At 71.0% G+C, this 20,660-nt stretch carries 19 protein-coding genes; 13 read left to right on the forward strand and 6 right to left on the reverse strand.

Annotated features, from left to right (window positions below):
* The first annotated feature begins 163 nt into the window (after positions 1–163).
* A complete protein-coding gene (locus tag ACQPYE_RS09965) occupies positions 164–430 on the forward strand; it encodes a hypothetical protein (RefSeq protein WP_498720745.1) in 267 nt (88 codons plus the stop codon).
* A 48-nt stretch (positions 431–478) separates the two neighbouring features.
* Here the strand turns inward: ACQPYE_RS09965 and secA2 are convergent, their stop codons facing one another.
* On the reverse strand, positions 479–2,797 hold the full coding sequence (gene secA2, locus ACQPYE_RS09970) for an accessory Sec system translocase SecA2 (protein ID WP_498720746.1): 2,319 nt from the start codon (positions 2,795–2,797) through the stop codon (positions 479–481).
* Between the two features lie 231 nt (positions 2,798–3,028).
* Between secA2 and ACQPYE_RS09975 the strand changes: the two genes are divergently transcribed.
* Entirely contained in the window at positions 3,029–3,913 is an 885-nt protein-coding gene (locus tag ACQPYE_RS09975) for a hypothetical protein (RefSeq protein WP_498720748.1), read from the forward strand.
* Between the two features lie 164 nt (positions 3,914–4,077).
* Here ACQPYE_RS09975 and ACQPYE_RS09980 read toward each other — a convergent pair whose 3' ends face one another.
* Both ACQPYE_RS09980 and ACQPYE_RS09985 read right to left on the reverse strand, forming a co-directional pair.
* On the reverse strand, positions 4,078–5,382 hold the full coding sequence (locus ACQPYE_RS09980; protein WP_498720749.1) for an MFS transporter: 1,305 nt from the start codon (positions 5,380–5,382) through the stop codon (positions 4,078–4,080).
* Positions 5,379–8,345 (reverse strand): acetyl-CoA carboxylase family protein, encoded by a 2,967-nt coding sequence (locus ACQPYE_RS09985; protein ID WP_498720750.1) that lies wholly within the window; start codon positions 8,343–8,345, stop codon positions 5,379–5,381. Before ACQPYE_RS09985 ends, ACQPYE_RS09980 begins: the two co-directional genes overlap by 4 nt.
* Before the next feature lie 157 nt (positions 8,346–8,502).
* Here ACQPYE_RS09985 and ACQPYE_RS09990 point away from each other — a divergent pair, with 157 nt between their 5' ends.
* The gene (locus ACQPYE_RS09990; RefSeq protein WP_498720752.1) at positions 8,503–9,300 is read left to right on the forward strand and encodes a sporulation protein; all 798 of its coding nucleotides are present in this window, start codon (positions 8,503–8,505) and stop codon (positions 9,298–9,300) included.
* A gap of 153 nt (positions 9,301–9,453) precedes the next feature.
* A complete protein-coding gene (locus ACQPYE_RS09995; RefSeq protein ID WP_498720753.1) occupies positions 9,454–9,726 on the forward strand; it encodes a GlsB/YeaQ/YmgE family stress response membrane protein in 273 nt (90 codons plus the stop codon).
* Positions 9,727–9,940: 214 nt separating this feature from the next.
* Here the strand turns inward: ACQPYE_RS09995 and ACQPYE_RS10000 are convergent, their stop codons facing one another.
* Positions 9,941–10,483 carry a TetR/AcrR family transcriptional regulator gene (locus ACQPYE_RS10000; protein WP_498722875.1) on the reverse strand — a complete coding sequence of 181 codons (543 nt, stop codon included), beginning with the start codon at positions 10,481–10,483 and terminating at the stop codon, positions 9,941–9,943.
* Between the two features lie 165 nt (positions 10,484–10,648).
* Here ACQPYE_RS10000 and ACQPYE_RS10005 point away from each other — a divergent pair, with 165 nt between their 5' ends.
* The 8 genes from ACQPYE_RS10005 to ACQPYE_RS10040 all read left to right on the forward strand — a co-directional run bounded on the left by ACQPYE_RS10005 (position 10,649) and on the right by ACQPYE_RS10040 (position 18,432).
* Positions 10,649–11,794: an acyl-CoA dehydrogenase family protein gene (locus tag ACQPYE_RS10005; RefSeq protein ID WP_498720754.1), complete on the forward strand. Its 1,146-nt coding sequence runs from the start codon at positions 10,649–10,651 to the stop codon at positions 11,792–11,794.
* A 16-nt stretch (positions 11,795–11,810) separates the two neighbouring features.
* Positions 11,811–13,013, forward strand: coding sequence for an acetyl-CoA C-acetyltransferase (locus tag ACQPYE_RS10010; protein WP_498720756.1), 1,203 nt, complete (start codon positions 11,811–11,813; stop codon positions 13,011–13,013).
* The gene (locus tag ACQPYE_RS10015) at positions 13,014–13,775 is read left to right on the forward strand and encodes an SDR family NAD(P)-dependent oxidoreductase (RefSeq protein WP_498720757.1); all 762 of its coding nucleotides are present in this window, start codon (positions 13,014–13,016) and stop codon (positions 13,773–13,775) included.
* Positions 13,776–13,864: 89 nt separating this feature from the next.
* Complete coding sequence (locus ACQPYE_RS10020; RefSeq protein ID WP_498720758.1) at positions 13,865–15,046, forward strand: VOC family protein; 1,182 nt, start codon at positions 13,865–13,867, stop codon at positions 15,044–15,046.
* Positions 15,043–16,509, forward strand: coding sequence for a substrate-binding and vWA domain-containing protein (locus tag ACQPYE_RS10025; protein ID WP_498720759.1), 1,467 nt, complete (start codon positions 15,043–15,045; stop codon positions 16,507–16,509). The genes ACQPYE_RS10020 and ACQPYE_RS10025 overlap by 4 nt, the downstream gene beginning before the upstream one ends.
* Entirely contained in the window at positions 16,496–17,263 is a 768-nt protein-coding gene (locus tag ACQPYE_RS10030; protein ID WP_498720760.1) for a hypothetical protein, read from the forward strand. Before ACQPYE_RS10025 ends, ACQPYE_RS10030 begins: the two co-directional genes overlap by 14 nt.
* A gap of 22 nt (positions 17,264–17,285) precedes the next feature.
* Positions 17,286–17,858, forward strand: a complete 573-nt coding sequence (locus tag ACQPYE_RS10035; RefSeq protein ID WP_498720762.1) for a TetR/AcrR family transcriptional regulator — start codon at positions 17,286–17,288, stop codon at positions 17,856–17,858.
* A gap of 10 nt (positions 17,859–17,868) precedes the next feature.
* Positions 17,869–18,432 (forward strand): DinB family protein, encoded by a 564-nt coding sequence (locus ACQPYE_RS10040; RefSeq protein WP_498720763.1) that lies wholly within the window; start codon positions 17,869–17,871, stop codon positions 18,430–18,432.
* Between the two features lie 91 nt (positions 18,433–18,523).
* Here the strand turns inward: ACQPYE_RS10040 and ACQPYE_RS10045 are convergent, their stop codons facing one another.
* Positions 18,524–18,982: a MaoC family dehydratase gene (locus ACQPYE_RS10045; protein ID WP_498720764.1), complete on the reverse strand. Its 459-nt coding sequence runs from the start codon at positions 18,980–18,982 to the stop codon at positions 18,524–18,526.
* 1 nt (position 18,983) lies between these two features.
* On the reverse strand, positions 18,984–19,745 hold the full coding sequence (gene fabG, locus ACQPYE_RS10050) for a 3-oxoacyl-ACP reductase FabG (protein WP_498720765.1): 762 nt from the start codon (positions 19,743–19,745) through the stop codon (positions 18,984–18,986).
* A gap of 105 nt (positions 19,746–19,850) precedes the next feature.
* Between fabG and ACQPYE_RS10055 the strand changes: the two genes are divergently transcribed.
* A complete protein-coding gene (locus ACQPYE_RS10055; RefSeq protein WP_498720767.1) occupies positions 19,851–20,660 on the forward strand; it encodes an SDR family NAD(P)-dependent oxidoreductase in 810 nt (269 codons plus the stop codon).

Raw genomic sequence — 20,660 nt, forward strand, 5'->3', positions numbered from 1 at the left:
GAGCTCTGTCCCTGCGCGGCGTTGCGTCTCGCTCGGCAGTGGAACCTTGAGTACCGCGATCGGTGTGTTTTGGCCGAACCGGCGGGGGTAGCTGAGTTGACCCAGCGAAGTTCGCACTGCCAGGTGATTTACGTTCACCCGGCGTGAGGTGTCTGCTTCCGGGGTGACTGAGCAACGGCGCTCTACGCGCACAGACCAGGAGTGGGACCTGATCCGGCGCATCCAGAACCTGGCCCACCGTGCCGAACGCACCGCGTTCGACCACTCCAACCTCGTCGGTCCGCCGCCGTCCCAGCAGCACCTGGACATCCTGGCGGAGATCCGCGCGCTGACCGAGCAGGCGGTGGCGCAGCGGATGCCGAGACGGACCAAGCTGCCCCGGCAGGCGGCGCCGGTCGAGGACGGGAAGGTCTCCGCGCCGGTGCGCTGAACGCCGTGCGCGGGCCGGGCCTGGCTCCCGGCCCGCGCACGGGCGCCGTCAGCGGCGGCGGACCAGCTTGACCAGGCCCTTGAACGTCTCCTCCAGGCCGGAGGAGAACGGGTTGTCGTTGACCAGGTAGGTCCAGGTGGTGTTCGGGCGCTGCACGCCCGCCTCGGCCAGGTGCGCGCCGTCGGCGTCGATCTGCACCTTGGCGAAGGTCTCCTCCGCCTCGTCCCACGCGTCGGGGATGATCTTGTGGTAGGCCGGGATCGCCTCCCGGTGGAACTCGTCCAGCGGGTTCTGCCGCGCCAGCGCCCGCAGGTGGATGCCCTCGCGCAGGTCGGTGAGGAACGTCAGGTGGTCGCTCCACCGCTGGTCGAGGTGGTGCAGCCCGATCAGCCGGGCCGCGGTCACCTTGACGTCCTCGTCCAGGTCCTTGATCTCGTGCGCCTTGTCCGGCTTGCGCTCGGACAGCTCCTTCCACGCCAGGTCGGTGCGCAGCAGCTTGTCCCGGTACTCCAGCAGCAGCTGGCGCTGGTGCTCGATCAGCTTGTTGTACCGCCAGGTGTTGCGGTGGATCTCCAGGTGCACGCCCTCGGCGACGCGCTGCCCGTGCTCCACGGTATGCAGCGTGCCCGCGTCGGTGACGCGGCCGTCGTCGTCCACCTCGGCCGGCTCGTCGTGGTCGGGCACGTACTGCGTGACCAGGTCGTCCTGCAAGGAGGAGAAGAACACCGACCCGCCGGGGTCGCCCTGCCGGCCCGCGCGACCGCGCAGCTGGTCGTCCAGCCGGCTGCTGGAGTGCCGCCCGGTGCCGATCACGTAGAGGCCGCCGAGCTCGGCGATGCGCTCCCGGTCGGTCGAGTCGTGCCCGCCGAGCCGGATGTCCGTGCCGCGGCCCGCCATCTGGGTCGACACGGTGACCCGCTGGAACGAGCCCGCGTCGGCGATGATCGCGGCTTCCTCGGCGTCGTTCTTGGCGTTGAGGACCACGCACTCCAGGCCCGCCTCGGCGAGCTTGCGGGACAGGCGCTCGGACTCGGCCACGTCCAGCGTGCCGACCAGGATCGGGCGGCCCGTCTCGTGGACCTCCTTGATCTCGGCGACGACGGCCGCTTCCTTCTGCTCCAGCGTCGCGTACAGCCGGGGCGCCTCGTCCTCCCGGATCGTCTCCACGTTCGGCGGGATGACCAGCACTTCCAGCTGGTAGAAGTCGCGCAGCTGCTCGGCCACGGCCACCGCGGTGCCGGTCATGCCGCAGACCGTGGGGTAGCGGCTGAGCAGGGCCTGGACGGTGATCGAGTCCAGCACCTCGCCCGCGTCCGTGGTGGCCACGTTCTCCTTGGCCTCGACCGCCGCCTGGAGGCCGTCGGGCCAGCGCTGGAGCTTCGCGATCCGGCCGCGGGTGTCGTTGATCAGGTGCACCTTGCCGTCGCGGACGATGTAGTCCACGTCCCGGTGCAGCAGGACCTGCGCGTGCAGGGCCACGTTGACCTTGCTCAGCGTGGTCGAGACGTGCTCGTCGGAGTACAGGTCGATGCCGCCGAGCGCCCGTTCGACCAGCTCGCTGCCCGCGCCGGTGAGGTAGACGTTGCGCTCTTCGTCGTCGATCTCGAAGTGCAGGTCGCGGCGCAGCCGCTTGACCAGGTCGGCCAGCGCCGGGTCGACCGCCGGGCCCGCCGTGGAGCCCGCCAGGACCAGCGGCACGCGCGCCTCGTCCACCAGGACCGAGTCCGCCTCGTCGACGAGGGCGACGCGCGGCTTGGGCACGATGAGCTGGCCCTCGTCGGTGGCCAGCCGGTCGCGCAGCACGTCGAAGCCGATCTCGGAGACCGAGGCGTACACGACCTCGGCCTGGTAGGCGGCGCGGCGCTCCTCGGGCTTGGAGCTCTGGTTGATCCAGCCGACCTTCACGCCCATGAGCTCGTAGAGCGGACCCATCCACTCGGCGTCGCGCTGGGCCAGGTAGTCGTTGACCGAGACCACGTGCACCTGGTCGCCGCGCAGCGCGAAGCCGGCCGCGGCGATGGCGCCGGAGAGCGTCTTGCCCTCACCGGTGGCCATCTCGACCACGTGGCCCTCCAGGAGGCCGAGCGCGCCGAGGATCTGCACGTCGAACGGGCGCAGGCCGAGCGCGCGGTCGGCGGCCTCGCGGCCGAGCGCGCACACCTCCACCAGCTCGGGGCGGCCGAAGTCCGACTTGTCGCGCAGCTCGGCGGCCGCCGCGGTCAGCTCCTCGTCGCTGAGCTTCTTCACGCGCTCGGACTGCTCGTTGACCTCGTCGAGCAGCTTCCGGTAGGGCGTGAGGTCGGCGGAGCCGGGCTTCTGCGCGAACCGCCGCATCCGCTGCTTGAACCGTCCCAGGAGAGTGGTCACGGCACGGCAACGTACGGCAAGTCCACAACGTTCCGCACGTCACCCGGTTGACAGTTCACTCCACGGCTGAGTCGATCTTGTGCGCACCGCCCGTAGAACTGCGGTGGGGCTGCGCCCGAGTGGGCGAACTCGACCGTCTCCGAGAGCCGGGGCCACTCGGGTGCTCCCGATCGTGACTACTGACCGATAACCTCCGATTCCCAGGCGTGATCACGTCTCGTAGGGGGCGGCGTGCTGAAACGGTTCGTCCAGTGGCTCGACGACCTCCTCGTCGATGAAGGCTCGGCGGCGGTCGTGAAAGCGGTCGTCGGCATCATGTCGTTCGCGGTGCTCTTGGGCGCGGTGTTCGGGAATGCCGCGGTCAAAGCAGGCGCCCTCGTGGCGGCCATTCTCGCCGTGCTCTCGTTCGGCCTGCTGCTGCTGTCCGACCGGCGCGACCTCGTGCGTCAACTCGAGACGCACAAAGAGCTCGTCTCCAAGTACTCGAAGCGGGTCGCCGAGGACCGCCACCCGTCCTACGACGTCATCACGTGGGAGGAGTACGCCGCCATCGAGCCCAATGGCGACGCGCGCAAGCTGCTCACGATCCGGGCGAAGGTCCTCAACGACCTGCGCGTTCTGCGGCTGGTGCAGGGCTGCGGCTGGGCGCAGCCGGCCAGGTACCGCCGCAAGGTACATGTCGTGGTGCGCAAACTGCTGATCGGCGACCTGCCCGGCGCCAGCCTGAGCACGACCGTGGCCTGGCTGAAGGACGGGCAGCTCGTGCTGATGGTGCACTTCCCCGAACCGCCGAAGGTCGACAGCGAGATCACCATCGCGGTGGAGTTCAACTGGCCTGCGATGTGCTCGCCGCTGATGCGCGACCGCCGTCCCGACACGTTCACGCTCCAGTTCGCCACCCCGGTCGTCTACGCGCGGTACAAGGTGGCGCTGCCGCGCGGTTCCGATGCCTACGTCGAACCGGTGGGCTTCGAGGAGCACCAGAACGGCTACTCCTGCGGTCCGGTGAACGACGAGGACGGTCGACCGGTGTTCCTCTTCGAAGGCGTCGACCTGCCGGAGCACGAGAAGCTGGGTATGCGACTCCAGCTCAAGAGGAAGGGCGACCTCTCTTGAGGTCGCCCCGCCTGGGCGGGTGGCTGTGGCCGAACTCAGCCGTCATTCCCACTTTCCCCGCCGATGTATCCATACCCGATCAAAGCGGCCTCTTCCGTATGACGTTACGGGGCGGAGGCTATTGCCATTTCGGGTGGAATCTCAAGTTTCTGCACACTTTCGTGTTATGCCTTGTGCGTCTCCCGCAGCCCGAGCACGGATGCGAGCGTGACCACGCCCATGACCAGCAGGAACGCCGACACCGAGGCCGAGGTGCCGGTGGACACGAGCAGTGCCGTCATGATGACCGGGGTGCCGCCGCTGACCAGGATCGACGCCAGTTGGTACGCCAGCGACGCGCCCGAGTACCGCACCTGCGGCTCGAACAGCTCCGCCAGGTACGCCGCCACCGGTCCGTAGACCAGGCTCGACCCCACGCCCGACACGGCCAGCGCGACGAAGATCAGGCCCAACGACGCGGTGTCGACCAGCCAGAAGTACGGGAACGCCCACACGATCATGGCCACCGCGCCCACCACGATCAGCGGACGCCTGCCGTGCCGGTCCGACCAACGCCCGGCCAGCAGGATCACCGGCACGCTGAGCAGCGACGACAGCAGCGTCACCACCAGCACCGAGTTGCGCGCCAGCCCCAGCTCGCGGGTCGCGTAGTCGAGCACGCCGGCGATGCTGACGTAGAACACCGCGTTCGAGGCGAACAGCAGCCCGGCCCCGAGCAACACCGGCCGCCGGTGGGTCCGCAGCACCTCCTTCAACGGCGCCGGCGGTGGTCCGGCGGGACGCCGTGCCTCGATCTCCCGGAACACCGGGCTGTCCTCCACCTTCAGCTGGATGAACAGCACCACCGGGAACAGCAGCGCGCTCGCCAGGAACGGCACCCGCCACCCCCACGTGGCGAACTCGGCGGCCGGCACCACCGCGCCGACGACCAGGAACGCCACGTTGCCCAGGATCACCCCGAGCGGCACGCCCGCCTGCCCGAACGTCCCGGCGAACCCGCGCCGCCGCGGCCCCGCGGTCTCGGTCAGCAGCAGCACGACGCCGCCCCACTGCCCGCCCACGGCGATGCCCTGGAGGAACCGCAGCAGCACGAGCAGCACCGGCGCCGCCACGCCCAGCGTCGCGCTGGTCGGCAGCAACCCGATCAGGAACGTCGCCGCGGCCATCAGCGCCAGGCACGTCACCAGCGCGGGCTTGCGGCCGAACCTGTCGCCGACGTGCCCGAACACCAGCCCGCCGACCGGCCTGGCGATGAACCCCGCCCAGAACGTGCTGAACGACAGCAGCAGTCCCACCAGCGCGGACGCCTCGGGGAAGAACAACTTCGGGAACACCAGCGCCGCGGCGGTGGCGTAGATGAAGAAGTCGTACCACTCGAGCGACGAGCCGACGAGCCCGGCCGCCATGAGTTTGCGCAACGTGCGCCGCTCGGGGGGAGCGGTCGTGACCATGTGCTTGTTCCCTTTCACCAGGTGTCCACGAACGGGCGTTTCTTGCCGGTCCGGACCGGGACGGGGTCGGGACCGGTGAGCAGGGTGGTGATCCAGCGCCGGGTGTCCGCCGGGTCGATCACGTCGTCGATCTCGTACGCGGACGCCACGTTGAGCGCCTTGCCGTGCTCGTAGGCGGCGGAGACCATCGCCTCGAACATCTCCTTGCGCTGCGCCGGGTCGTCGATGGCGTCCAGCTCGCGCCGGTACCCGAGCCGCACCGCGCCTTCCAGCCCCATCGGGCCGAACTCGCCGCTGGGCCACGACACCGCGAACAGCGGCACCTTCAAGCTGCCCGCCGCCATCGCCTGCGCGCCCAGCCCGTAGGCCTTGCGCAGCGCCACGAACCCGAACGGCACGTCGAGGTTCGCGCCGGCCACGAGCATCCGGGTCAGGTGCCGCACGGTCGCGGTGCGCTCGGCGTCCGGCCCGACCATGAACCCCGGCGTGTCGCACAGCGACACCACCGGCAGGTCGAACGCGTCGCACAGCCGCAGGAACCGGGCGGCCTTGTCGGCGGCGTCGGCGTCGATCGCGCCGCCGAGGTGGCCGGGGTCGTTCGCGATCAGCCCCAGCGGCCTGCCCTCGACCCGGACCAGGGCGGTGACGATGCCGCGCCCGAACTCCGGTCGCAGCTCCAGCACCGAGCCGGTGTCGGCGAGGGTCTCCACCACCGCCCGCACGTCGTAGGCGCGGACCCGGTCCTCCGGCACGAGGTGGCGCAGCAGCCGCTGGTCACCGCACTCCCAGCTGTCCACCGGGCCCTGGAAGTACGACAGGTACTTCCTGGCCACCGCGACGGCCTCGGCCTCGTCGGACACGAGCACGTCGATCACGCCGTTGGGCACCTGCACGTCGACCGGGCCGACCTCCTCGGGCCGGAACACGCCGAGCCCGCCGCCCTCGATCATCGCCGGACCGCCCATGCCGATGGTCGCGTCCCGGGTCGCGATGACCACGTCGCACGTGCCCAGCAGCACGGCGTTGCCGGCGAAGCAGCGGCCGGACGCGATGCCGATCAGCGGCACCAGCCCGGACAGCTTCGCGAACAGGTGGAACGCCATGCAGTCCAACCCGCTGACGCCGCCGTGGTCGGTGTCGCCGGGCCGCCCGCCGCCGCCCTCGGCGAACAGCACCACGGGCAGCCGCCGCTGCTCGGCCAGCTCGAACATCCGGTCCTTCTTGGCGTGGTTGCGCAGGCCCTGCGTGCCCGCCATGACCGTGTAGTCGTAGGACAGCGCGACGACCTGGCCGCCGTTCACCCGCCCGACGCCCGCCACCAGCCCGTCCGCCGGGGTGCGCTCGACCAGCTCGTCCAACGACCGGCGGCGGCGTTGCGCGGCGATGGCCAGCCCGCCGTACTCCACGAACTCCTCGCACAGGTCGGCGATGTTCTCCCGGACCGTGCGGCGGTTGGCCGCGTGCCGCTTCGCCTCCACCTCGGGACGCGAGAAGTCGTGCCGCGCCAACGTTTCCGCGAGGTCGGGCCGCACGTCGTCCAGGTCGACCTCGACGGCCTTCTCCTCGACGGCCAGGTCCACCCCCTCGGCGAGCAGCGCGCCCTCCGCGACCGTGTCGCCGACCTCGACCAGCACGCGCGCGTCGCCGACCGGCACGACGTGCTGCATCTTCATCGCTTCCACGACGACCGCGCCGTCCTCGATCGCGACGACCGTTCCCTGCACGGGAGCGCGCGCTCCGGTGTCCTCACGGGGGAGCGAGTCGACCAGGCCGGTGTGCGCTTTCAGGACGTCCGGGTGGTCCAGGAGCCCGCGCAGGAAGCCGATGTTCGTCCGCGCGCCGTCCACGGTGAACTCGTCCAGCGCGCGACGGGCGCGCCGCAGCGCGGTCTCCAGGTCGTCGGCGTGCACCACGACCTTCGCCAGCAGCGGGTCGAAGCCGAGGCCCGCCCGGTAGCCGACGGACGCGTGCGTGTCGACCCGCACGCCCGGTCCCGTTGGCGGGACGAACGCCGACAGCCGCCCTGTGGACGTCAGGCTCACGCGCAGCTGCAACGCGCTGCCGCGTGGCGTGTGCGACAGGTCCGGCTCGACCTCGGCCGCCAGCAGCAGTTGGGCCCGCACCAGGTCCAGCCCGGTGACCTGCTCGGTGACGGTGTGCTCGACCTGGAGCCTGGGGTTGGCCTCCAGGAACGCGAACCGGCCGTCCGGCGCGACCAGGAACTCCACCGTGCCCAGCCCGGTGTACCGGACGGCGCGCGCGATCGTCGCCGCCGCGTCGTGCAGCGCGGACCGCAGGTCGGGGGAGAGGTCGGGCGCGGGCGCGACCTCGACCAGCTTCTGGTGCCTGACCTGCAACGAGCAGTCGCGGTCGCCGAGCACCGTGGTGCCGACCAGCTGCACCTCGACGTGCCGGGCCGGTTCGAGCAGCTCCTCCACGAACACGGTGCCGTCGCCGAACGCGGCCAGCGACTCGGCCCGGCACCGCTCGACGACGGCGGCGAGGTCGGCCAGGCGGCGCACCACCCGCACGCCCTTGCCGCCGCCACCGGCCACGGCCTTCACGACCACCGCGCCGTGCGCGCGGAAGAAGTCCTCGAACCCGTCCTCGGCGCCCGCGAGCACCGGCACGCCCACCTCGGCGGCCAGGGCCCGGGCCCGGCTCTTGTCGCCGAGCAGCTCCAGCACTTCCGGCGGCGGTCCGACGAACGTCAGCCCGACCTCGGCGCAGCGGCGGGCGAACCGGGCGTTCTCGGCCAGGAACCCGTAGCCGGGGTGCACCAGGTCGCACCCCTCGGCGGCGGCGAGCACGGCGTCCACGTCCAGGTAGGAGCCTTGCAACCGGACGGCGCGGTCGGCGAACCGGCCGTGCGCGTCGTCGGAGTCGGTGACCAGTGCGACGGTCCGCCAGCCGAGGTCGGCGGCGGCGCGCAGCACCCGGACGGCGATCTCTCCCCGGTTGGCGACGAGCAGCGTGGGCACTTCAACCTCCTGAGCGACCGCTTAGTATGTGACGGCGGTCGCATAGTGGCACCCGTGCTCCGCGTTCGTCCAGAGGGAACCGATGCATCTCTCACGACGTCCTTGGAGCAACGCGAGCTCAAGGGCGTGACCCACAGCAGGCCAGGAGGCACCCACCGTGGTTTTCAAGAGGATGTTGCGCGCGTTCGGAGTCGGCGGTCCGTCGGTGGACACGGTGCTGACCAACCCGAACACCCGGCCGGGCGAACTGCTGACCGGCGAGGTGCGGATCGCGGGCGGTGACCACCCCGTCGAGATCGACCAGGTCAAGCTGTCGCTCGTGACGCGGGTCGAGGTGGAGAGCGGCGACGACGAGCACAACCGCGACGTCGAGTTCGCGCGGGTCGTGGTCGGTCAGCGGATCACCGTCGCGCCGGGGCAGAACCTGGTGCTGCCGTTCCAGTTCCCGGTGCCGTTGGAGACGCCGCTGACCGTCGTGCACGGGCAGCACCTGCACGGCATGACGATGGGCCTGCGCACGGAGCTGGAGGTGCGCGGCGCCGTCGACCCGGGTGACCTCGACCCGGTGGCCATTCACCCGATCCGGTCACAGGAACACGTGCTGAACGCGTTCGGCGCGCTCGGGTTCCGGTTCCAGCGCGCGGACAACGAGTCGGGGCGCATCCACGGCGTGCCGCAGCAGCTGCCGTTCTACCAGGAGGTCGAGTTCCTGCCGCCGGGGCAGTTCCTGGGCAAGATCAGCCAGCTGGAGCTGACCTTCGTGACCGACCCGCACCGGCTGTACGTGGTGCTGGAGGCGGACCGCCGCGGTGGTCTGTTCCGGGCGGGCGGCGACTCGTTCGGGCACTTCGCCATGTCCCACGATGAGGTGATCCGGACGGACTGGGCGGCGCTGCTGCACCAGTGGATGGACCAGGTCTCCGGCAGGCGATCTTCCCACGGTTTCGGCCACTAGGGCGGCCGGCGCGGAGTTCGTCGCTGCGGCGGGCGCAAGTGGGTGAAGTCGTCGCTGACACTGCGGCTGGAGTGCCCGGTGGGGATGATGATGGGTGAGGCCCTCGGCGAGGTCGGGGACTTCTTCGCAGGCGACTAACCCGCAGGAGGCATCGTGGGCATCGGCGGTGTGATCAGCGCTCTGATCGTGGGTCTCATCATCGGCTTGCTGGGCAAGCTCGTCGCGCCGGGCAAGCAGGCCATCCCCATCTGGCTGACGATCGTCGTCGGCATCGTGGCGGCGTTCCTGGGCACGTTCATCGCCCGGGCGCTCGGCGTGGAGGACACGCCCGGCATCGACTGGATCGAGGTCATCGTGCAGGTGGTCCTCGCCGCCATCGGCGTCAGTCTCGTCGCAGGGTTCTACGGCAGGAAATCCGTGCGCTGACCGCGAGAGTCCTACGTTCGGCCCGCGTGAGTCCTACCTTCAGGTCTCGCGTGTCCTACGTTCAGAACGACCGTGTCCTACGTTCAGGACACCCGAGTTGAACGCTCAGCGCAGTCGAGCGCGTCCTGAGTGTTCAACTCGGGGTACGCGAACGTAGGACACGCGCGTTCCGAACGTAGGACACGCGCGGGCTGAAGGTAGGACTCACGCGGGGTCAGGGGGTGCGGACCATGCGGAGGACCAGGTCGGCGTAGAGGTCGCCGATCTCGGTGGGCGTGCGGTGCGCCGTCGGCCGGTACCAGCGGGCCACGTCGATGCACAGCGACAGCACCGCCAGGGTCGCGCCGCGCACGTCCGGCACGTCGAACGCGCCCGCGGCCACGCCCGCGGTGATCATGTCGCGCACGGCGGCCTCGATCCGCCGCCGCAGCTCCACCACCTCGGCCAGGTGCTCCGGCGTCAACGCGCTCAACTCGTACTGCACGACCCGCGCCGTGGTGTGGTACTCCGCGTGCCACGACGCGAACGCCCGCACGGCCGCCGCCAGCCGCGCCACCGGATCGACCTCGGACACGCCCGTCAGCACCGACAACGACGTCGCGTGCCCGACCCGCGAGATCTGGAACAGCAGTTCCTCTTTGGACCGGTAGTGGATGTAGACCGCGGCCGGTGACATGCCCGCCTGCGCCGCGATGTCACGGGTCGTCGTCGCGTGGTACCCGCGCACCGAGAACGCGGCGGCGGCGGCGATCAGCATCCGCCTGGCCGCCGGCGGCGTCACCGAGGACCACGTCTCATCCAGGAGCGCGAACTCACCACTGGTCGTCGTCACAGCCGGCCCTCCTTGACACGAACCCGAACGATACCGCAGGCTAAGCACACGCTTAGACCTAAGCAACCGCTTAGTATGGAGGATCCGAGAGTGCGCCGCACGCTGTTCGAACCCGACCACGAAGCGTTCCGCGAGACCGCGCGCGCGTTCTGCGACCGCACCCTCACCCCGAACTACGAGCGGTTCGTCGAGCAGCGCCACATCGACCGCGACGTCTGGCTCGAAGCGGGCAAGCAGGGCCTGCTGGGCCTGGAGGTCCCCGAGGAGCACGGCGGCAGCGGCGCGAACGACTACCGGTTCAACGCCGTGCTCGGCGAGGAGCTGTCCAAGGTCAGCGCCGGCATGTCGTCCTGCCTGGGCATCCACGGCGACGTCGTCGCGCCCTATCTGGTCGACCTGTGCACCGAGGAGCAGAAGCAGCGCTGGCTGCCGAGGTTCTGCTCGGGCGAGCTGACCACCGGCATCGGCATGACCGAGCCCTCCGGCGGCTCCGACCTGGCCGCGCTCAAGAGCACCGCCGTGCGCGACGGCGGCGACTGGGTCCTCAACGGCTCCAAGACGTTCATCACCAACGGCTTCTCCGCCGACCTGATCGTGGTCGCCGCGCGCACCAGCCCGGAGAAGAAGGCCAGGGGCATCACCCTGTTCGCGGTCGAGACCGGCATGAAGGGCTTCGAGCGCGGTCGCAAGCTGGACAAGGTCGGCCAGCCCGAGTCCGACACCGCGGAGCTGTTCTTCGAGGACGTCCGCGTGCCGCACGAGAACGTGATCGGCGAGGTCGACCAGGGCTTCATCTACATGATGGAACGCCTGCCGCAGGAACGCCTCGGCGGCGCGATCTCCAACCTCGCGCACGCCAAGCAGATCCTGCTGGAGACGATCGCGTACACCAAGGAGCGCAAGGCGTTCGGCCAGGCCATCGGCTCGTTCCAGCACAACAAGTTCACCCTCGCCGAGCTCGTCACCAAGATCGACGTGACGCAGGCGTTCCTGGACCAGTGCACCGACGCGCACACCCGCCGCGAGCTGACCGCCGTGGACGCGGCGAAGGCCAAGTGGTGGAGCGCGGACGTGCAGAACGACGTCATCGACGCGTGCGTGCAGCTGCACGGCGGCTACGGCTACATGACCGAGTACCGGGTGGCCCGCGCCTGGATGGACGCCCGCGTGACCCGGATCTGGGCGGGTTCGAACGAGATCATGAAGGAACTCATCGGCCGCGACCTCGGCCTCTAGACACAGGAGCACCGCCATGCCCGAGGCTGTCATCGTCGCCACCTCGCGTTCGCCGATCGGCCGCGCGCGCAAGGGCTCGCTGGTCGACCTGCGCCCGGACGACCTGGCCGCGCAGGTCGTCGCCGCCGCGCTGGACCAGGTGCCGGAGCTGGACCGGGGAGAGATCACCGACCTGCACCTGGGGTGCGCCGAGCCGCAGGACGAGCACGGCCAGAACGTGGCCCGCCGCATCGCCGTCCAGCTCGGCCTGGACTCCCTGCCCGGCACCACGGTCAACCGGTTCTGCGCGTCGTCCGTGCAGACCGCGCGCATGGCCTTCCACGCCATCAAGGCCGGCGAGGGCCACGCGTTCATCAGCGCCGGTGTGGAGTGCGTCTCCCGCTACCGGCACGACGACCCGCACTTCAACCCGCTGTTCGACGCCGCGCGCGAACGCACCCAGCACACCGCCGAGACCAACGAGCCGTGGCACGACCCGCGCGCGGACGGCGAGCTGCCGGACTACTACATCTCGATGGGCCAGACCGCCGAGAACGTCGCCACCTCGCTCGGCATCAGCCGCCGCGACCAGGACGAGTTCGGCGTCCGCTCGCACAACCTGGCGGAGAAGGCCATCGCGGACGGCTTCTTCGCCCGCGAGATCACCCCGGTCACCCTGCCGGACGGCACGGTCGTCGCCACCGACGACGGTCCGCGCAAGGGCGTCACCTACGAGGCCGTGTCGGCGCTCAAGCCGTCCTTCCGCCCGCAGGGGACCGTCACACCCGGCAACTGCTGCCCGCTCAACGACGGCGCGGCGGCCGTGGTCGTCATGAGCGACGTCCGGGCCAAGGAACTGGGCCTGACCCCGTTGGCGCGCATCGTGTCCACCGGCGTGTCCGGCCTCTCCCCGGAGGTCATGGGCCTCGGCCCGGTCGACGCCACCAGGCAGGCGCTCGCGCACGCGAACCTCACCATCGACGACATCGACCTGGTCGAGATCAACGAGGCGTTCGCGGTGCAGGTGCTGGCCAGCCAGCGCGCGCTCGGCATCGACATGGACAAGCTGAACGTGCACGGCGGCGCCATCGCGCTCGGCCACCCGTTCGGCTCGACCGGCGCCCGCATCATGACCACCCTGATCAACGGGATGCGCGCCCGGGACGCCCGGTTCGGGCTGGAGACGATGTGCGTCGGCGGCGGTCAGGGCATGGCGATCATCCTGGAGAGGCTGAGCTGAATGGGAATCCTGGACAAGTTCCGGCTGGACGGGCAGGTCGCGATCGTCACCGGCGCGTCCTCGGGCCTGGGCGTGGCGTTCGCCAAGGGCCTCGCGGAGGCGGGCGCGGACGTCGTGCTCGCCGCCCGGCGGGTGGACCGGCTCGAAGGCACCGCGAAGCTGGTGGAGGACGCGGGTCGGCGCGCGCTGGTCGTGCGGGCGGACGTGGCGCAGCCCGACGACTGCCGCGAGGTGGCCCGTGCCGCGGCGGAGTTCGGCCCGGTCCGCGTGCTGGTGAACAACGCCGGTGTCGCGTCGGCGGTGCCCGCGTCCCGGGAGACGCCCGAGCAGTTCCTCGGCGTCATGGACGTCAACCTCAACGGCGCGTACTGGATGGCGCAGGCGGCGGCGGCCGTGATGACCGACGGCGGTTCGATCGTCAACGTCTCCAGCGTGCTGGGCCTGGTCTCCGGCGGCCTGCCGCAGGCCGCGTACTCGGCGTCCAAGGCGGGGCTGCTCGGCCTGACCCGCGACCTGGCGCAGCAGTGGACCGGCCGCAAGGGCATCCGGGTCAACGCGCTCGCGCCGGGCTACTTCGCCTCCGAGATGACCGACCAGTACCCCGAGGGCTACCTCGAAGGGCACATCTCGCGCCTGCCGCTGGGCCGCGTGGGCGACCCGGAGGAACTGGCCGCGGCCGTCGTGTTCCTCGCGTCGGCGGCGGGCGGCTACACCACGGGCGCGACGTTCGTGGTGGACGGCGGCGTCACGCTGGGCGGCTGAATTCCCGACTTGTGACCCACCGCGGCGGTTCGGCGATCTAGCCTCTAGGCAGGGAAGATCGCCGTCCGCACGGGGGAGTTCCGGTGGTCGTGAGCAGCTCGACCGAAGAGCCCGCATTAGTCGTCCTCGACCCGCCCAGGTCGGTCTTCCGGCGCAAGCGCTTCCTGCTGCCGTTCGGCGTGTCGACGGCCATCGCGCTGGTCGGCGCCATCACGCTGCTCGCCAACGGCGTCGTCGCGCTGCCGTTCCAGGGCGTCACGATCGTCCGCGCCATGATGGCCTCCAAGGTCGAGTTCTTCGCCGACCCCGAGGTCCGCCGCATCCTGATGGCCAACGGCGTCCAGGTGCACGTGACCGACTCCGGCGGCTCGACGGAGATCGCCAAGGAGCGGGCGAACCCCACGTCGTTCGACTTCGTCATGCCCTCCGGCCAGCTCACCGCGCGGCAGATCCACGACCGGGTGGGCGGCAAGCCGTACTACCCGTTCACCACCCCGCTGGTGATCGCCGCCTTCAGCGACTACGCGCAGGCGCTGGCGAAGCTGGAGGTGGCGCGCCCGCAGGAGAACACCGAGGGGCTCTACTACACCCTCGACATGGCGAAGTTCGTCCAGCTCACGCTCGACGGCAAGACCTGGGACGGCATCGAGGGCGGCGGCCTCACGAACGTGAACCAGATCATCGCCCAGTCGCCCGATCCGTGCCGGGCCTACTCGGGCGCGGCCTACCTCGCCGTGGTCGCGTTCGCCGCCAACGACAGGCGCGCGCCGACCGAGGCCGACGCCAAGGCGGTCGCGGCGAAGATCAAGCCGCTGTTCGAGGTCGAGGGCCAGTTCGGCGCGGGCATCGGCCGCACGTTCTTCTCGCCGGACGGCCGCACGTTCGCCCCGGTCGGCGTCATGTACGAGCACCAGTACCTGGCCTACCAGATCCGCACCAAGGAGCAGCGCGGCTCGGTCGACCACGAGCGCGTGCTGCTCTACCCCGACGCGCACCACCACGCCGAACCGTGGCTGATCGCGTTCAGCGAGCAGGGGGAGAAGGTCGGACGCCTGTTGCAGGAGGACCCCCGGCTGCTCCGGCGCGCGGTGGAGCTCGGCTTCCGCCTCGGCCGGGCGGGCAGCGCGTCGGTCGGGACCGTGCTGGACGAGCGCGGCATCCCCAAGGGCAACCCCGGTCAGGGCGACACCGAGACGTTCGTGGCCAAGCCGGAAGCCCTCGCGGCGATGATCGAGGAGCTCGGCTCCTGCCCGAGCGGGGTGCCGCTGTGAGGGCTGCCCTGGCCGCGTCGCTGGTGGTCGTGGCGGCGCTGGCCGGCTGCACGGCCGGCGCCCCCGAGCCGGTCACGTTGACCGTGCTGGCCAGTTCGGAGCTCGCGGACCTCGCGCCCGTGCTGGACGACCTGCGCCGCGACACCGGCGTCGAGCTGAAGCTCGACCGGCGGGGCACGGTGCGGGCGAGCGAGGAGCTGGCCGCGGGCGTCGACCACGACCTCGCCTGGCTGGCCACGAACCGGTACCTGAAGCTGAAGGCCGCAGACCTGCCGCTGTCCACCAGCACGATGGTCTCCCCGCTGGTCCTCGGCGTGAAGGCGGGCAAGGCGGACCTGCTGCGCGGTGCGTCGTGGGCCGACGTGGCGAGCCGCGCGGCGGCCGGTGAGCTGCGCTTCGGGATGGCCGACCCGAGGGTGTCCGGCAGCGGGATGGCGGCGTTGATCGGGGTGGCCACGGCCGCCGCCGGCACCGGCGCCGCCCTGCGCGCCGAGGACGTCACCTGCGACAAGCTCCAGGGCTTCCTCACCGGACGGGTGTTCGGCGCGCCCGGCGCGGCGGAGGTCGGTGACGAGTACGCGAAGCGGCAGGACGAGGTGGACGCCGTGGTCGCCTACGAGTCGACGGTGCTGTCGCTCAACGCGTCCGGGCAGCTCCGCGAGCCGTTGGAGGTCGTGTACCCGAAGGACGGCATCGTGCTGTCCGACTACCCGTTGATGCTGCTGAAGCCGGACAAGCGGGCCGCGTACGACCGGGTGGTGGAGTGGCTGCGCTCGCCGCCGGCCCAGCGGGCGATCATGGAACGGACCTTCCGCCGGCCGTCCGACCCGCAGGTGGAGCGCGTGGCGGCGCTGCGCGAGCCGATCGGCACCGCGCTGTACTTCCCGGGCACGCAGGCGGTCGTGGACACCCTGCTCGCTGCCTACGACCGCGCCGGCCGGTCCGGTCGGGTGGTGTTCGTGCTCGACCACTCGACGTCCATGGCGGGCGCGCGGATCGCCGGGCTGCGCGAGGCGTTCGCGACGTTGAGCCGGGCGGGCGGGTTCGACCGGTTCCGGCTGGGCGAGACGGTCGTGCTGGTGCGGTTCGCGGGCGCCGTGCTGGAGGAGCGCGGCATCGTCATCCGCACCGCCGCGGACCTGGAGGAGTTGGCCGGCGCGTTGACGTCGGCCGAGCTGTCGGAGACGGGCACCGCGATCTGGTCGGCGCTGGACCACGCCTACCGGGTGGTCGGCGACGGCACGGTGGTGCTGATGACCGACGGCGAGAACAACGCGGGGATGAGCGCGGACGAGTTCCTGGCCGCGTGGCCGACCCCGCCGGCGCGCACGTACGCGATCCGGTTCGGCGAGGCCGACCCGGTGGAGCTGGACCGGGTGGCGCGGGCGACCGGCGGGCGCGTGGTGGACGCGGGCTCGGGGTCGCTGCTGGAGGCGGTGAAGGAGATCCGTGGCTGTCGATAGAGCGCTGTGGTGGTCGGTGTGGTGGCCGTGGGTGGTGCTGTGGGTCGTGACCGCGTCGGCGTTCGCCGTGGCCCTCGGCGTCGGCCTGTGGACGTGGCGGTCGCGGCGCCGGTTCACGCCGTCGCGCGAGATCCCCGGGTTGACCATCTACCTGCACGAGAAGTCCGTGATGGACCTCTACCAGGTCGGGCGGTACGGCGACGCGATGACCAAGGAGGTCGTGGACCGGGTCGGCGTCACCAAGGACGGCAAGATCGCGTTGAAGGGCCTGGACCTGGGGGTGGAGGGCGCGCGGACGTCCGGGCGCGAGGTGGTGAAGACCTACATCGAGCAGTACGAGCCGATCGCGGTGGTCGGCGTGCTGCTCGACGCGCTGGAGGCGGCGTCCGGTGTCGTGCACGTCGACCTGCGCGACCTGTCCGTGCGGCGGAACACGGCGCTGGAGCAGCACCTCGAACAGCACCTGAAGCCCGCGGACGTGGTGCGGCTGCGGCGGATCGACTCGTACGTGTCGGTGAAGGGCGTGTTCCGGGTGACGTCCGACCGCGACGGCACGACGGTGTTCCTGGCGCCGTTCGGCGACCCGGACGACCCCGAGGCGGGGCCGCAGGTGCGGGTCGAGTGCTACCACGCCGGGCTGCGCGACGACGTCGTGCCCGAGGGCGGCTTCCAGGCGCGGTGCCTCGGCAAGGTGCAGGCGTGGAAGGCGGACGACCAGCAGTTGGTCATCCGACCGATCGCGATGTTCCAGTGACGCGGCGTGCGATGCTTGGCCCATGGCATCGGTACCGGAGCGGCTGATCGACGCCGCGACGCGGTTGTTCGCCGCCAAGGGCTTCGACCGGGTCGCGGTGCAGGACATCGTGGACCTGGCGGGCGTCACCAAGGGCGCCATGTACCACTACTTCGGGTCCAAGGACGACCTGCTGCACGAGATCTACGGCAGCCTGCTGCGGATGCAGACCGAGCGGCTGGACCACTTCGCGTCCGGGTCCGCGCCGGTGGCCGAGCGGCTGCACGCGGCGGCGGTCGACGTCGTGGTCACGTCGGTGGACAACTTCGACCAGGCGCGCGTGTACTTCCGGTCGGCCGACCACCTGGCCGAGGACAAGCGGCGCGAGATGCGGGTGGAACGGCGGCGCTACCACGAGCGGTTCCGGTCGCTGGTGGAGGAGGGGCAGGCCACCGGCGTGTTCCGCGCGGACGTGCCCGCGGACCTGACCGTGCACTACTTCTTCGGCACCGTCCACCACCTCGGCCAGTGGTACAGCGCCGACGGGCCGCTGTCGGCCAAGCAGGTGGGACGCCACTTCGCGGACCTGCTGCTGGCGTCCCTGCGCCCGGTGTGAGGATCGTGCCGTGAAATCAGACCTGCACCGCTACCTGCGGATCGCGCGCGAGGCCGTGCTGTGGAAGCTGGAGGGCCTGTCCTCCTACGACGTGCGCCGCCCGTTGACGCCGACGGGCACGAACCTGCTGGGCCTGGTCAAGCACCTGGCCGCGATGGAGATCGCCTACTTCGCCGACACGTTCGACCGGCCGTTCGGCGAGCGGTTCGAGTGGATGGACGAGGACGCGGAGCCCAACGCGGACATGTGGGCCACGGCCGACGAGTCGCGTGAGGACGTCGTCAGGCTCTACCGGCGGGCGTGCGAGCACGCGGACGCGACGATCGAGGCACTGGACCTGGACGCGCCGGGCGCCGTGCCGTGGTGGTCGGCGGAGCGCCGGGCGGTCACCCTGCACCGCGTGCTGGTGCACATGATCGCGGAGACCAACCGGCACGCGGGGCACGCCGACATCGTGCGCGAGCTGGTCGACGGCGAGGCCGGCCTGCGCCCGGACAACGACAACATGCCGTCGTTGGACTGGCAGACGTACCGCGAGCGACTGGAGCGCGTGGCCCGCGAGGCACGGGACTGATCGTCCGCGCCGGAGGTCGGCGAGCCCACGGCGCGAGACCGGTAGGACGACGGGCACGGCACTCGTCGGGGGGAGTGCCGTGCCCGTCGGGTCAGGCGGCCGGCACGAGCAGGACCACGGTCTCCGCCACGCACCCCGGCTTCGGGTTGCCCTCGATCTCGACGGTCACCTTCACCACGGCCTGCTTGCCCTGCGCCACGTCGGTGATCTCCGCCAGCTCCGCGCCGGCCCGCACCCGCGACCCCACGACGACCGGGCTCGGGAAGCGCACCTTGTTCAACCCGTAGTTCACGCCCATCGCCAGCCCCCGCACCGCGTAGATGTCCCGGACCAGCAACGGGATCAGGGACAACGTCAGGTAGCCGTGCGCGACCGGACCGCCGAACGGCCCCGCGGCGGCCTTCTCCAGGTCGACGTGGATCCACTGGTGGTCGCCGGTGGCGTCGGCGAACAGGTTGATCTCCGCCTGCGTGATCTCGTGCCACTCGCCGTGGCCGAGGTGCTCGCCCTTGGCGGCGGCCAGTTCCTCCAGGTCAGCGAATACCCGCATGTCAGTCCTTCGGTCCGCCGGCGACGTAGATGACCTGACCGGACACGAACCCGGCGCCCTCGCTGACCAGGAACGACGCCGTGTGCGCGATGTCCTCGGGCGTGCCGACGCGCTGCACGGGGATCGCCGCCGCCGCGCCCTTCTTGAAGTCCTCGAAGTCGATGCCGACCCGGGCCGCCGTCGCGGCGGTCATGTCGGTCGCGATGAACCCCGGCGCGATCGCGTTGACCGTCACGTTGAACTTGCCGAGCTCGATCGCCAACGTCTTGGTGAACCCCTGCAGGCCCGCCTTCGCGGCCGAGTAGTTCGCCTGGCCCCGGTTGCCCAGCGCCGACGTGCTGGACAGGTTGACGATCCGGCCCCACTTCGCCGCCGTCTGGAACTTCTGCACCGCCCGGCTCATCAGGAACGTGCCGCGCAGGTGGACGTTGATCACCGCGTCCCAGTCGTCGTCGGTCATCTTGAACAGCAGGTTGTCCCGCAGGATGCCCGCGTTGTTGACCAGTACGGTCGGCGCGCCGAGCTCGTCGGCCACCCGCTGCACGGCCGCGTCCACCGCCGCGCTGTCGCTGACGTCCACGCCCACCGCGACGGCCGTCCCGCCGGAGGCCTTGATCTTCTCCACGGCCTCGGCGCAGCTGCCCTCGTCGAGGTCGAGCAGCGCGACGGCCAGGCCGTCCTGCGCGAGCCGCGTGGCTACGGCGGCGCCGATGCCGCGTGCGGCACCGGTGACGATGGCCACCCGTGCGTCCGTCTCGGCCACGGTCAGTCCTCCTTGATCTGCGGGCCTAAGCAACCGCTTAGTAACCTACCGGCGACATCGCCTTGACGCCAGAGCGTGTCAGGAGAACCATACCGACTGGTCGGAATGCCAGCCAGAGGAGGCGCGGTGGAGTTCTCGGGCAAGGTCGCACTGGTCACCGGAGCCGCGAACGGCATCGGCGCGGGGGTGGCACGCCGACTGGCCGCCGCCGGCGCGTCCGTGGTCGTCGCCGACGTGGACGACGCGCGGGGCGAAGCCGTGGCCGACGAGGTGGGCGGCGTGTTCGCGCGCTGCGACGTGCGCGACCCCGGGCAGAACGAGGCGGCGGTCGCGACGGCCGTGGCGCGGTTCGGCGGGCTCGACATCGCCGTGCTCAACGCGGGCATCGCCACCGGCTTCGGACTGGGTGACGACTTCGACGCCGAGCGGTACCGCACGGTCATGGGCATCAACCTCGACGGTGTCGTGTTCGGCGCGCACGCGGCGTTGCCCGAGCTGAAGAAGCGCGGCGGGCGCATCGTCGCCACCGCCAGCATGGCCGGCCTGATGGCGATGCCCATGGACCCCCTCTACGGCGCGAACAAGGCCGCCGTCGTCGGCCTGGTCCGCGGCCTGGGCCCGATCGCCGCCGCCGACGGCGTCACCGTCACCGCGGTGTGCCCGTCCTTCGCCGACACCGCCATCATCACCGGCTTCAAGTCCACCCTGGAGTCCGCCGGGATGCCGGTCATGAGCGTGGACGACGTGGTCGACGCCTTCGTCTCCGTGTTGCGCGACGGCAAACCAGGTGAATGCTGGTTCGTGCAGGCCGGACGCCCCAGCGCGCCGTTCACCTTCCCCAACCCACCCGGCCCGCGCACCGCCACCGGTGAGCGCGTGCGCCTCGACCACGACCCGATCGCCAAGGAGAACTGA

It is taken from the genome of Actinosynnema sp. CA-299493, assembly GCF_050946825.1.
In the GTDB taxonomy this organism is placed as follows: domain Bacteria; phylum Actinomycetota; class Actinomycetes; order Mycobacteriales; family Pseudonocardiaceae; genus Actinosynnema.